Annotated in this window: 11 protein-coding genes; 3 read left to right on the plus strand and 8 right to left on the minus strand. The window is 73.0% G+C overall.

The features are described from left to right. Positions 1–96 precede the first annotated feature (96 nt). The 3 genes from AB0I42_RS36460 to AB0I42_RS36470 form a co-directional block, all read right to left on the minus strand. Positions 97–1488 carry a discoidin domain-containing protein gene (locus AB0I42_RS36460; protein WP_357544338.1) on the minus strand — a complete coding sequence of 464 codons (1392 nt, stop codon included), beginning with the start codon at positions 1486–1488 and terminating at the stop codon, positions 97–99. Then, positions 1485–2693, minus strand: a complete 1209-nt coding sequence (locus tag AB0I42_RS36465) for a heparin lyase I family protein (protein ID WP_357544339.1) — start codon at positions 2691–2693, stop codon at positions 1485–1487. The genes AB0I42_RS36460 and AB0I42_RS36465 overlap by 4 nt, the downstream gene beginning before the upstream one ends. 138 nt (positions 2694–2831) lie before the next feature. Then, positions 2832–4238 (minus strand): cellulase family glycosylhydrolase, encoded by a 1407-nt coding sequence (locus tag AB0I42_RS36470; RefSeq protein ID WP_357544340.1) that lies wholly within the window; start codon positions 4236–4238, stop codon positions 2832–2834. Positions 4239–4440: 202 nt separating this feature from the next. Between AB0I42_RS36470 and AB0I42_RS36475 the strand changes: the two genes are divergently transcribed. The 3 genes from AB0I42_RS36475 (at position 4441) to AB0I42_RS36485 (ending at position 6817) form a co-directional block, all read left to right on the plus strand. Further along, complete coding sequence (locus AB0I42_RS36475; RefSeq protein WP_357544341.1) at positions 4441–5628, plus strand: zinc-dependent alcohol dehydrogenase; 1188 nt, start codon at positions 4441–4443, stop codon at positions 5626–5628. Next, a complete protein-coding gene (locus tag AB0I42_RS36480) occupies positions 5625–5774 on the plus strand; it encodes a hypothetical protein (protein WP_357544342.1) in 150 nt (49 codons plus the stop codon). Before AB0I42_RS36475 ends, AB0I42_RS36480 begins: the two co-directional genes overlap by 4 nt. Positions 5775–5854: 80 nt before the next feature. Beyond that, a complete protein-coding gene (locus AB0I42_RS36485) occupies positions 5855–6817 on the plus strand; it encodes a TIGR03557 family F420-dependent LLM class oxidoreductase (protein WP_357544348.1) in 963 nt (320 codons plus the stop codon). Between the two features lie 186 nt (positions 6818–7003). Here AB0I42_RS36485 and AB0I42_RS36490 read toward each other — a convergent pair whose 3' ends face one another. The 5 genes from AB0I42_RS36490 to AB0I42_RS36510 all read right to left on the minus strand — a co-directional run bounded on the left by AB0I42_RS36490 (position 7004) and on the right by AB0I42_RS36510 (position 12546). Next, positions 7004–7729, minus strand: coding sequence for a hypothetical protein (locus tag AB0I42_RS36490; RefSeq protein WP_357544343.1), 726 nt, complete (start codon positions 7727–7729; stop codon positions 7004–7006). A 262-nt stretch (positions 7730–7991) separates the two neighbouring features. Beyond that, a complete protein-coding gene (locus tag AB0I42_RS36495) occupies positions 7992–8804 on the minus strand; it encodes an endonuclease/exonuclease/phosphatase family protein (RefSeq protein WP_357544344.1) in 813 nt (270 codons plus the stop codon). Between the two features lie 51 nt (positions 8805–8855). Further along, positions 8856–10352, minus strand: a complete 1497-nt coding sequence (locus AB0I42_RS36500; protein WP_357544345.1) for a phosphatase PAP2 family protein — start codon at positions 10350–10352, stop codon at positions 8856–8858. A 77-nt stretch (positions 10353–10429) separates the two neighbouring features. Next, a complete protein-coding gene (locus tag AB0I42_RS36505; RefSeq protein WP_357544346.1) occupies positions 10430–11566 on the minus strand; it encodes a YihY/virulence factor BrkB family protein in 1137 nt (378 codons plus the stop codon). Next, on the minus strand, positions 11563–12546 hold the full coding sequence (locus AB0I42_RS36510) for a diacylglycerol kinase family protein (protein WP_357544347.1): 984 nt from the start codon (positions 12544–12546) through the stop codon (positions 11563–11565). Before AB0I42_RS36510 ends, AB0I42_RS36505 begins: the two co-directional genes overlap by 4 nt. Positions 12547–12747: the final 201 nt, after the last annotated feature.

Consider the following 12747-nt stretch of genomic DNA (forward strand, 5'->3'; position numbering starts at 1 on the left):
GCATCGCTCTCCTCACCACTCGGGCGGCGCGGGCGGGCGCGCGGGGCGCGCCCGGCGGCTGGGGGTGCCCCGCCGGCCCCCCCCCCCACGCCGGCATCAGTGACAGCCCACCGGGCCGCCGGCGTCGAGGACCGCGCCGTCGACGTCGACGAACTGCCACGAGTAGCTGTCGACCCCCAGGTCCAGCCTGAGTACGCCGTTGACCCGCAGCCGCACCTCGCTGTTGGCCCGTACGGTGCCGAACTCGCGCGGGGTGGCGCCCCCGGTGCCGACCACGAACTCACGGATCCCCGCCGGCGACCCGACCGCGTCCGGGGTCTGCGGCGCGAACCGCTCGTACGAGTGGTCGTGCCCGTTGAGGACCACGTCGGCGCCGGCGGCGTACAGCGCGTCCCAGAACGGCCGCATGTTGGGGAAGTTGCCGTGCGTGCCGCCGGAGCTGAACATGGGCCGGTGCCAGAAGGCGAGCACGCACCGCTTCGTGTTCGCCGCCAGGTCGGCCCGCAGCCAGGCGACCTGCGGGCCGCCGGCCGACCGCTCGTACTCCGAGTTCAGCGACACGATGTGCCAGTTGCCGAGGTCGAAGCTGTACCAGCTGGTGCCGGCCGGCCGGGCCAGGTCGCCGAAGTACTCGAAGTAGCCGCGCGCGCCGTCGCCGAGGATGTATTCGTGGTTGCCCGGCGTGGGCCGGGTCCGGTCCTTCAGCCGGCCCCAGCTCGGCTCGTAGTACGCCCGGTACTCCTCGATGGTGCCGTCGTTGTTCTGGTTGTCGCCGAGCACCAGGACGGCGTCCGGGTCGATCGCCAGCGCCCGTTCCGACGTGCGCCAGTGGGCGCACGAGGTGCCGGTGCAGCGGGTGGCAATGTCGCCGGCCGCGACGACGACGTGCCCGCCGCCCGGCCCCGGGTCGGGGTCGGCGACGAGGGCGGCGACCTCGGCCACGCTGGCCCAGCCGTTGCCCTCGGCACTGTTCCACCAGGCCAGCCGTACGAAGCGGGCGCCGGTCGGGGCCGCGAACGGGGAACTCTCGAACCCGGCGGTGGTGCCGGTGCTGCGGCCGGCCCACACCTTGGTGAAGGCGGTGCCGTCGGTGGAGGTGTAGACGGTGAAGTCGTTCCACCGCAGGTCGCCGCGGTGCCAGGCGACCTTGACCCCGCACAGGTCGCGGGCGGCGCCCAGATCGAGGGTCAGCGCGGCGCCGAATCCCTGGCCCGACCAGCGGGTGCCGAGGCTGCCGTCGACGGCCCGCGGCGGTGGGTTCGCCGCCTCGTGGGTGCTGGCGGTGGCGGTGGCCGGCACGGCGGTGCCGCAGCCGGGGATGGCCGGCACCACGTCGGACGGTACGTCGGCGGCGGTCGCGGCCCCGCCGACCAGTGCCGTCGCGGCGACCAGGAGCCCGGCGAGCGCTCCTCGGCCGGCCCGGGCCACGCCGGGGCGGGCCCGGGCCGCGCCACGCCGCGGCCAGGGGGTGTCGGTCGTCCGGGTCATGAGCCGAGCACCGCCGCCTCGGTGATGCTGCCCCAGCCGTTGCCCTCGGCGTTGTTCCACCAGGAGACGCGGACGAACCGGGCGTCGCGCGGGGTGAAACGCTCCGTCTCCGGCGCGGTCGTCGCGCCGGTGCTGCGGCCCTCCCACGCCTTGGTGTAGGTGACGCCGTCGGTGGAGGTGTAGACGGTGTAGTCGTTCCACCGCACGTCGCCGCGGTGCCAGGCGACGGTGGTGCCGCACAGCCGCCGGGCGGTGCCGAGGTCGAGGGTCAGCGCGGCGCCGAAACCGTGCCCCGACCAGCGGGTGCCGAGGCTGCCGTCGACGGCCTGCGCCGGTGGGTTCGCCGCCTCGTGGGTGCTCGCCGAGACCCCGGCGACCGGGACCGCGCCCGCGCAGCCGCCGGGCCCGCCGGGGGCCACGTCGGCGTACGTCGCCCGTTCGTCGCCGACGCGTACCTCGTCGTGGAACATGACGCGGCGGTCGACGGTGGAGGCCCGGTCGGGGAACGCCCAGTCCCACTTGTAGATGCCGAGCTTGAAGTACGGCGACCTCGGGCCGCCGCCGTGCACCGGACCGGTCCGGGAGACCACCTGGACCCCGTCCCGCCACACCTCCAGCAGGCCGGCGCCGTCGGTGCGCCACCGGACGTGGAAGACCCAGTCGGTCCAGCCCCCGGTGCGGTACGGCCCGAGGTCGATGAACTCGCCCTGGAAGTCGATCTGCCAGCGGCCCTTGCCGGTCAGCAGCGCCAGCGGCGGCGATCCACCGGGGCAGCCGCTGTCGCACTGGTGCCACTGGGTGACGATCTCCGACGAGGTGTCGTACGCCCAGGTCGGGTCGAGGTTGATGCTGAAGCCGTACCAGCGCTCGGCGTTCGCCGGCTGCGCGTCGGGCTGGTTGATCTCGGCGCGCCTGCTGCCCGCGGCCGGGCTCGGATCGGTGCGGTTCAGTTCGAACCGCACCGCGTGCCCGCCCGCGCGGACCGGTGCGGTGACCATGGTCGCCCCGTGGTCGGTGACGAACTGCTTGTAGAACCCGGCCGGGGGTGTCGCCGGCAGGGTGCGGTCGGCCGGGTTCTCCCAGTCGAGGGTGCGCAGGACGCCGGTCGGGTCGGCGCCCGCCGGCTGGGCCGCCACCACGGCGACCGCCAGCCCCAGCGTCGCGGCGACCGCTGCGGCCATGGGTCGGTTACGGATCGATGCCATACGTCGCTCCCGTCGGATCGGCAGGGATCGGCAGGAATCGGGCGGGGCCGGATTTGTCCGGCACCGCCCGAACCCTTGGCAGCGTCGTACAGTGGATCGACAACCGTCATGAGTAACAGATGCTCAGGCCGGCCGCTTTCAGCTCGCGGTGCAGGTCACCGCCGGTACGCCGTTGGTGCCGGTCCAGGAGCCGATGAAGCCGAAGTTGGCCGTGCCACCGGCGGGCAGGCTGCCGTTGTACGCCACGTTGCGGGCGGTCACCGCCGCGCCGCTGCTGGTCAGGTTGGTGTTCCAGGACTGGCTGACCGACTGGCCGTTGCCGAACCGCCAGGTGACCGTCCAGCCGGCGATCGGCGCCGCACCGGCGGTCACCTTCACGTCGCCCTGGAAACCGCCCTGCCACTGCCCGACGATGCTGTAGGCGGCCGTGCAGCTCTTGCCGCCCGGCGGTGGGGTGGTCGGCGGGGGCGTGGTCGGCGGCGGGGTCGTGGGCGGAGGCGTCGTCGGCGGAGGCGTCGTCGGCGGCTGCGTCGTCGGCGGCGGCGTGGTCGGCTGGACACCGCCGTAGACGGTCGCCTCGCGCGACGTGGTCCGGATGCCGTTCGCCCCGTTGAAGATCCGCTGCCCCCACGAGGTGAGCGCGTTGACGTTGAAGTTCGTCACCATGTCGAGGTATTCGACGCCGCCCCCGTTGCCGCTCCACGACCAGCCGATGTAGCCGATCCCGTGGGTCGTGGTGTACGACATGATCGTGTCTTCGTCGGGGTTGCCGTCGGAGTGGTTGAACCCGAACTCGCCGACCACGATCGGCAGCCCGGCGGTCCGGAACCGGCCCAGGTAGTCGGTGACCTCGGCGGCGGTGTCGAAGACGCCGTACATGTGCACCGAGAAGACGGTGTTGCGGTCGGGGTCGCTGGCGAAGACCGCCGCCGCGTTGTCGCGCATGGTGAACTGCCAGTCCTGGCCCCAGTTCGGGGCGTCGACCATGATCTGGTGGTCGAAGCCGGCGTCACGCAGCCGGTTGATCGCGCTGGAGGTCGCCTGCACCCAGCCCGGCGTCACCGGGTTGTTGCCGATCGGCTCGTTGCCGATGTTGACGATGATGTACTTCTCCTGGCCGGCCAGCACGTCCCGCAGGCTGATCCAGTAGTCGACCGCCCGGTCCAGGGTCACCGCGCCGGCCTGTTCGCCGTACCCGGTGGTGTCGTGGTTCTCCAGCACGCAGATGAGCTTGTTCTGCTTGCACAGCGCGACCACGTTGGCGACGTCGGCCGGCCCGTTGGCGGACCAGCGGCCACCGCTGAGGACCACCCGGACGGTGTTGGCACCCAGCGACTTGATGTTGGCGAACGAACTGGTCTGGTGCGTGTACCAGGCGTGCGGGTGACTCACGCCCCGCATGATGAACTGGTTGCCGTTGGACTCGTAGATCTTGCCGCCGCTGACGTAGAAGCCGGTGGCGGCGTGCGCGTTCGGCACGAAGACGAACAGGGCGGCGAGGGTGGCGAGCAGCGTCGCACCGGCGACGGTTAGTCGTGTTTTCATGACCTGCCTCAGGAAGTGCCCATGGCGGGCGAAGACGTCGGGACTGGCAGTCGCTGCCCGACAACTGCCAACCGGCTCCCTGCGGCTCGCATCAGACTAGGCACGTACATCAATCAAGTCAACCGGTTAAGTGGCCGCCGACGTTACCCCGACCGCACACCGGGTAAGCCGTCGCGTCCGCGAAGCCCCGGAGGCCAAACAGATGCGAGCAGTCACCTGGCACGGCAAGCGCGACGTACGGGTGGAGACGGTGCCCGACCCCGCGATCCAGCAGCCCACCGACGCCATCATCCGGGTCACCTCCACCGGCATCTGCGGCTCCGACCTGCACCTGTACGAGGTCATGGGCCCCTTCATGGGCGAGGGCGACATCCTCGGCCACGAACCGATGGGAGTGGTCGAGGAGGTCGGCGACGAGATCACCAACCTCGCCCCCGGCGACCGGGTGGTCGTCCCGTTCCAGATCGCCTGCGGCCACTGCTACATGTGCGGCCTCGGCCTGCCGACCCAGTGCGAGGTCACCCAGGTCCGCAACACCGGCATGGGCGCCGCCCTCTTCGGCTTCTCCAAGCTCTACGGCGAGATCCCGGGTGGACAGGCCGAACTACTGCGGGTGCCGCAGGCCCAGTACGGCCCGATCAAGGTCCCCGACGGCCCGCCCGACGACCGGTTCGTCTACCTGTCCGACGTCCTCCCGACCGCCTGGCAGGCGGTGGAGTACGCGGCGATACCGCCCGGCGGCAGCCTCGTCGTGCTCGGCCTCGGCCCGGTCGGCGACATGTGCACCCGCATCGCCCGGCACCGCGGGGCCGGCCAGGTGATCGGCGTCGACCTGGTCCCCGAACGCGTCGACCGGGTCCGCCGCAACGGCATCGACGTGCTCGACCTGCAGGACTACGACGAGGGCATCGCCGACGCCATCCGGGAACGCACCGACGGCCGTGGCCCCGACTCGGTCGTCGACGCGGTCGGCATGGAGGCGCACGGCGACCCGATGGGCACCGTCGCCCAGCGGATGTCCGGCACCCTGCCCGACTCGATCGGCTCCCGGCTGATGGCCCGCGCCGGCCGGGACCGGCTCGCCGCCCTGCACCTGGCCAGCGACATCGTCCGGCGCGGCGGCACCATCTCGGTCATCGGCGACTACGGCGGCACCGCCGACCCGCTGCCGCTGCTCACCCTCTTCGACAAGCAGGTGACGCTGCGGATGGGACAGGCCAACGTGCGGCGCTGGTCCGACGCCATCATGCCGCTGGTCACCGCCGACGACGACCCGCTCGGCGTGGACAACTTCGCCACCCACCGGCTGCCCCTGGCCGACGCCCCCAGGGGCTACGAGATGTTCCAGAAGAAGGAGGACGGAGTAGTGAAGGTGTTGTTGCGCCCATGACGACGACGAACCCGCCCGACCCGACCCCGGCGCCGCGTACCGCGCCGCCGCCCGCCCCGGACCGGCCGGTCCGCGCCACGGCCGGGGACCGGCCCGTACGCCGCACGCTGCGCCGCGAGCCCGGCCTGCGCCGGCGCCGGATCTGACAACCCGGGTACGGCGCGCAGGTTTGCCACGGCCACGACCGGTTACCACGGTCGGCAAGAATGCCGTGGAAGGGATCCGCATGGTCGCCGTGGGCTACACCCTCATGTCCGAACAGACCGCGCCGAAGCAACTCGTCGACTACGCGGTGCGCAGCGAGCACGCCGGCTTCGACCACGCCGTCGTCTCCGACCACTTCTATCCGTGGCTGGAGTCCCAGGGCCACTCCCCCTACGCCTGGTCGGTGCTGGGCGCGATCGCCCACGCCACCCAGCGCATCGAGCTGATGTCGTTCGTAACCTGCCCGATCCGCCGCTACCACCCGGCGGTCGTGGCGCAGAAGGCGGCGACCGTCGGGGTGCTCTCCGACGGCCGGTTCACCCTCGGGCTCGGCGCCGGCGAGAACCTCAACGAGCACGTCGTCGGAGCGTGGCCGCACGTACGGCAGCGGCACGAGATGTTCGAGGAGGCGTTGCAGATCATCCCGCCGCTGCTCGACGGCGAGACGCTGTCGTACTCCGGCGAGTACTACGACGTGCCCGAGGCGTACCTGTGGGACCGGCCGGCGGACCGGGTGCCGATCGCGGTGGCCGCCTCCGGTCCGGCGTCGTGCGAACTCGCCGGCTCGTACGCCGACGGCCTCATCGCCACCGAGCCCGACCCCGAGGTCATCGCCCTGTTCGACGACGCCGGCGGGGCCGGCAAGCCCCGGTACGGGCAGGTCGCGATCTGCTACGGCCCGGACGAGGAGGAGTGCCGCCGGATCGTGCACGACCAGTTCCGCTGGTTCGGCCTCGGCTGGAAGGTCAACGCCGACCTGCCCGGCCCGGAGTCGTTCGAGAGCGCGACCCGGTTCGTCCGGGAAGAGGACGTCGCGTCCTCGATCCCGTGCGGGCCCGACCTCGAGCGGCACGTCGCCGCGTTCAAGCGGTTCGTCGACGCCGGCTTCACCCACGTGGCGGTGGTCCAGGTCGGCGGGGCGAGCCAGCCGATGTTCCTCGACTGGGCAGAGCGGGAACTCGTGCCGCGACTGCGGGAGCTGTGATGCGGATCGGAAACGTCGAGGTCCGCCCGCTCGGCGGCGGGCTGGGCTGCCTGCTGATGATCCTGTTCTCGGTACTCGCGTCGATCGTGCTGACCGTCCTGGTCAACATGCTGTTCTAGGCGCCGGCCGGCGACCGGGGTCCCGCCCGACCGCCACACCGGTCGGCCCGGCCGGCGGACGGGCCGGTCAGCGCCCCGATCTCGGATCGGGGCGGCGCAGGCCGAGCGCGACCAGCACGCCGCGGGCGGTGGCGGCGGCCGGCCGCCAGATCGTGTCGCGCACCCAGCGGCCGGCCGGGACGACGGTCACCCGCCACAGCCAGCCGACCGCCCGCGCGACCGGCACCACCGTGTGCCGCCACAGCCAGCGCAGCGCGAGCCCGACCGGTCGCAGCAGCAGGCGGTAGAGGAAGCCGAGCACCGCGCCGACGGCCCGCCAGGCCCAGACCAGGGCCGCCCACAGCACCGCGGCGACGAGGACGACGCCGGGCCGGACCGCCCGCCAGCCGGACCGCAGCCCACGACCCAGCCAGCGGGCCACGGCGAGCAGCGCGCGGCCGACGGCCCGCAGCGCCGGCCGGAACACCCGGAACAGCCACCGGAGCGGCACGACCAGCAGGTAGTGGCCGAGCCAGCCCAGCGGCCGCCACAGCAGGTTGACGAACAGCCAGCACAGCGGGCGCCAGACGACCCGGTCGAGGAACCAGCCGAGCGGGCGCAGCAGGTAGCGGTAGAGGAACCGGCCGACCGGGCTGAGCACGAACCGGCCGAACGCGACCAGCGCCGCCCAGCCCAGCCGCACGGGTACGACGAACACCAGCGCGAGCAGCCGGACCGGCCACCGGATCCAGGCGGGTACCTCCGGGTCGGGGGTGGCCCGGACGGGCGGGCGGGGGCTGCGGCGGCGGGTCACGTCAGCACGATAGTCAGGCCGTACCAGTGCGGCGGCGCGTGGTGATCGTTAGTTGTTCCGCTGTTGTCCGTACGGCGTGTCGAACTGCTGGGCAGCAGACGATCACGGGTGCCTCTGGCGGTTTGCCGAGGAAGGACCCCAAGGTGTTGTGGTCCACAGCGAAGTCGGCGTACGCACAGGCAAATTCGCCTCTGTGGGGCGTGACAGTGGTATCCGGCGTCGGGGCGGGCCGGAGGACGGGGCCGGTGCAGCGGTTGGGCAGTCAGCCGACCGGGGACAGATCGAGGTCGGCGATCACGGGATAGTGGTCCGACGCCCATTCGGTGTCGCCGCCGGTGACCACCCGGCAGTCGCGGGCCAGCGCCGCGACCGGTGCCGTACCGAGGATGTAGTCCAGCCGCATGCCGGAGAACTCGGCGCCACCACCGCGCGTCGTCGGCGCCGTGTGCGTCACCTCGCCCGTCCCGGCCCGGCGGAAGAGGTCGACGAACCCGGCCCGGTCGAGCGCGGCGACCGCCCGGGTGTCGACCGCGCCACGGGTCAGGTGCCGCCCCCGGTACGCCGGCGGCAGGCGCTCGATCCGCTCCCGGTGGTCGGTCCACGGGTCGAGCGAGTTGAGGTCGCCCATCAGCAGCACCATCGGGACCCCACCGGTCCCCCGCCGGGGCCGGGCCGGCGCGGTGAGCCAGCCGGCCTCACGCAGCCGCCACCCGCCGGAGTACGGCTGGAGGTGGGTGCCGAGCACGGTCAGCGGGCCGCGGTCGGTGGCGACGGTGACCCGGGCGGCAGCGTGGTGGAACGGCCGGTGCACCGAGCCGGCCGCCACGATCCGGGCCGGCGGGCGGACCAGGACCGCGACCGGCTGGCCGGACACCGACCGGGCCAGGTGCCCGGTCATCCCCCAGCTCTCGGCCAGCCCGGCGAGCCGGCGCCGGTCGAAGCCGCGCAGTTCCTGCAGGGCGAGCAGGTCGGGACGTATCCGGTCGACGACGGCCGCGACCCCGGCGAGCCGGGACTGGTCGGCGCCGTCGTACCCGCCGGTTTTGATGTTGTAGGTCATCGCCCGCACGGCCATGCTTCCACCGTCGCACGCCGGCCCGGCCCGGGTCCCCCGACCCGCGCCGCGCTAGCGGCTGCCGGCGGTCTCCAGTTCGGCGGAGACGGTGTCGTCGTCGGGCAGGGTCGCCGGCTCGTTGCCGGCGTGCACGTCGGCGTTGGGGCGGACCACCCAGTAGAGCAGCCCGATCCACAGCCCGGTCAGCAGCATCGCGCCGACGAAGTCGCTCGGGTGGTGCATGCCCCGGTACATCCGCGACACCGCGACCCCGACCGGCATGATCACGGCGGCGGCCACCGCGAGCCAGCGCAGCACCCGGCCCGTACGCGGCCAGAGCAGCACGGCGATGGCGACCCACAGGCACATGGTCGCGGCGATGTGGCCGGACGGGAACGACGCCGTCGGCATCGGGCCGTCGAGGTTCTCCACCGGCGGCCGGGGCCGGTCGACGGCGCGGGCGGTGGCGAGGAAGAGGGTCAGTTCGCCGAACATGGTCAGGGCCACGAAGACCACCGGCCGCCAGCGCCGCCAGGCGGCGAGCACCAGCGGGCAGAAGACCAGCGAGACGAGCAGGATGGCGTGGGTGTCGCCGGCCTTGCTCCACCAGTGGCTGAAGTCGTCGAGTGCCGGGGTGCGGTGGTCGGCGAACCACTGCGGGACGGCGGTGTCGATCCGGTCGACGAAGGTGTCGTCGGCGTAGTAGCTGACCAGCATCCCGAACGCGAACAGGACGCCGAAGACCAGCACCCAGCCGGTGATGATCTCGGCGATGCCCAGTCGGGCCTTCGGCAGGATCTTCTCCTCGTCGGGGGCGGGGGCGATCTCGTGTGCCGCCTCGGGTTCGAGGCCCTCGATCAGGTGCGGCACCCGCTGGCCGACCTCCAGGCGCCACAACCGGAAGGCGTACGCGGTGACGCCGAGCCAGGCCAGCCCGAGCAGCCAGCCGGCGATCACGTCGCTGACGAAGTGCACGCCCAGCGCGACGCGGGTGAACCCGATCAGGAAGACGACGGTGGCCACGACCGCGATCGCCGGCCGGCGCCAGCGCGGCGCCAGCGCGGGCAGGAAGACCAGCAGCAGCGCGCCGTACGCGACGATGGAGCCGAGCGCGTGTCCACTGGGGAAGCTGTTGCCGGCCGAGCCGGCGAGCGTCACCTCGACGGCGGGGCGCAGCCGGCCGACGAGCAGTTTCAGGGCCGGGTCGAGGAACAGTGCGCCGGCACCGGCGACCACCAGGTAGATCGCCAGCCGGGGCTGGCGGCGGATGAGCAGGCCGACGACGGCCACCGAGACCAGCCAGAGCATGATCGGCCGGCCGCCGAGGTCGGTGATCGCCCGCAGTACGGTGACCAGCGGCCCCTGCTCGGAGATGACCCGGTTGAGTTCGGCGGCGGTGCCGTGGTCGAGGTCGTACAGCGGCCCGAACCCGACCCGGACCAGCATCAGCAGCAACCCGAACCCGAGTCCGCAGCCGACGACGAGGAGCAGTCCGGCGAGGCTGCGACCGGCGAAGTGTTCCAGCGGCCGTAACGGGACCCGCCTGGTCCGTTCGAGTTCGGTGCCCACGCCTACCTCCCTGGGATGCCTGGCAGCCCGATACCCGATCGGGCCGCCCGGTACACCGGAAGCACATCGACGTGCGCCTAAGGGGTGGTCGTCCCGACCGGCCGCTGCCCGTCCGGCCGATCACGGTCGGGCCGATCGCGGTCGGGCCGATCGCGGTCAGGCCGATCGCGGTCAGGCCGATCACGGTCAGGCCGATCACGGTCAGGCCGATCACGGTCGGGCTGGTCGCGGTCAGGCTGGTCGCGGTCGGGCTGGTCGCGGTCGGGTTCCCAGCGGTCGGGGTGGGCCGGGTCCGGGGAGCCGACCCGCAGCGCCTCCAGTTGGGCGGCGAACGACAGGCCGAGGAACAGCGCGATCCCGGTCAGGTTGGCCCACAGCAGCAGCGCCATCATGCCGGTCAGGGCGCCGTACGTCTGACCGAACGCGTCACTGACCCGCACGTAGACGCCGAGCAGGGCGCTGGCCAGCCACCACAGGGCGGTGGCGAGGCCGGCGCCGAAGAACAGCCAGGACAGGCCGGGCTGGCGGCGGCGCGGCGCGTACCGGAACAGGGCCGCGACGGCGACGACGATCAGCACCAGGCTCAGCGGCCAGCGGACCACGTTCCAGACCGTGTTCGCGAGTTCGCCCCAGGCGTAGTGGCGCTGCACCGAGTCGCCGAAAGCGCGGCCGGCGACCAGGACCAGGAAGCCGGCCAGGGCGGGCAGGCCGGCGCCGACGGCGAGGGTGGCGGCGCGGACGTACTTGCGCAGCGCCGGCCGGTCGCGTTCGACGCCGTAGATCCGGTTGGCGCCGCGTTCGATCTGCGCCATCGCGGTGGTGAGGGCGAACAGGCCGGTGAACATGCCCAGGGTGAGGGCGACCTCGCCGACGTCCTCGGTGCGGTCGTCGTCGGTGAGCAGCTCGCGGACCATCTCGACACTGGCACCCGGGGTCAGCGCGGTCACCGTGTCGGCGACGACCTGCCCCCCGGACTCGACGCCGAGGTCGGTGATCAGGCCGGCGAGGGCGATCAGGAACGGCACCACGGCCAGGCACAGTTGCAGGGCCAGGGCGCGGGAGTGGCTGAACCCGTCGCCGTAGCGGAACCGGATGAACGCGTCGCGCAGCAGGTGCCAGCCGCCGTGCCGGCGCAGCGTGTGCCAGGCGTCGTCGGCCGACAGTTCCTCGTCGGCCATGCACCGCGTCTCGGGTACGAGCCGGGTGCTGCTCACCGCCGGTCCTGGGCCCGTTCGACGAGTTTCTCGCCGCGCTCGCCGGCGGCGTCGGCGTCGACGGTCAGGTCGGGGGCGTCCTCCGGGCGGGGTACGCACAGCCACAGCGCCGCCGGCCGGACGGTGGCCTCGAGGGCGCGGCCGGGTTCGATGAGGTCGCCGTCGAGTTCGCGGGGCTGCTCGCGGTTGCTGGTGATCGACACCTGCCGGCCGCGGTAGACCTGCATCCTGGGCACCCGGCCCCGGCGGCGGACCAGTGCCCAGCCCATCGCGAGCCAGTGCCGGATGGTGCGCGGGGTCAGCACGGCGACGTCGAGCAGGCCGTCGTCGGGTTCGGCGTTCGGCAGCAGGGTGACACCGCCCTGGAGCCGGCCGACGTTGGCGACCAGTACGGTGCGGGCCCGGGTCCGTACCGGGGGCCGGTCGTCGACGCGGATCTGCACCCGCATCGGGCGGTCCCGCAGATGCCGGACCGCGCCGACGACGTACGCCGGCCAGCCGATGCGGGCCTTGGTCTTCTCCGAGGTGGCGGCGAGCATCTTCGCGTCGAAGCCCATGCCGGCCATCACCACGAAGTAGCGGTCGCCGAGCCGGCCGACGTCGAGCTGGCGCAGGCCGCGCTCGACGGCGACCTCGATGCCGGCGGCGAGGTCGGTCGACAGGCCCAGGTTGGCGGCGAGCAGGTTGCCGGTGCCGGCCGGCAGGATGGCCAGGGCCACCTCGGTGCCGACGAGCCCGGCGACGCAGGACATCACGGTGCCGTCGCCGCCACAGGCGAAGACGACCTCGACGCCGGCCTCGACGGCGTGGCGGGTCTGGCCCTCGCCGGGGTCGTCGACGGTGGTCTCCAGCCACATCGGCTCGGCCCAGCCGGCCCGCGCCAGCGCGCCGTCGACGGTGGCACGCAGTTCGCCCAGGTCGGTGACCTTGGCCGGGTTGACCACCACCGCGGAACGTACCGCTTCAGTTCGCCGGTCCACGGCGCCAGTGTGCAGCACCGGGCGCCGGCCGGCGAGTGGAAGCGGGGGTGACGATCCGCGCACCGGAAACCGGTTTCGACGCGGCCCGCGCGGGGGACGACAACGGCTCCTACCACATCTACAACCAGTTCGGGTTCGGCAACTACGGCTACGCGGCGGCGGCCAGCTACGTGCTGTTCGTCGCGATCGTGGCGCTGTCGG

This window comes from Polymorphospora sp. NPDC050346, assembly GCF_040655695.1.
Taxonomy (GTDB): domain Bacteria; phylum Actinomycetota; class Actinomycetes; order Mycobacteriales; family Micromonosporaceae; genus Polymorphospora; species Polymorphospora lycopeni.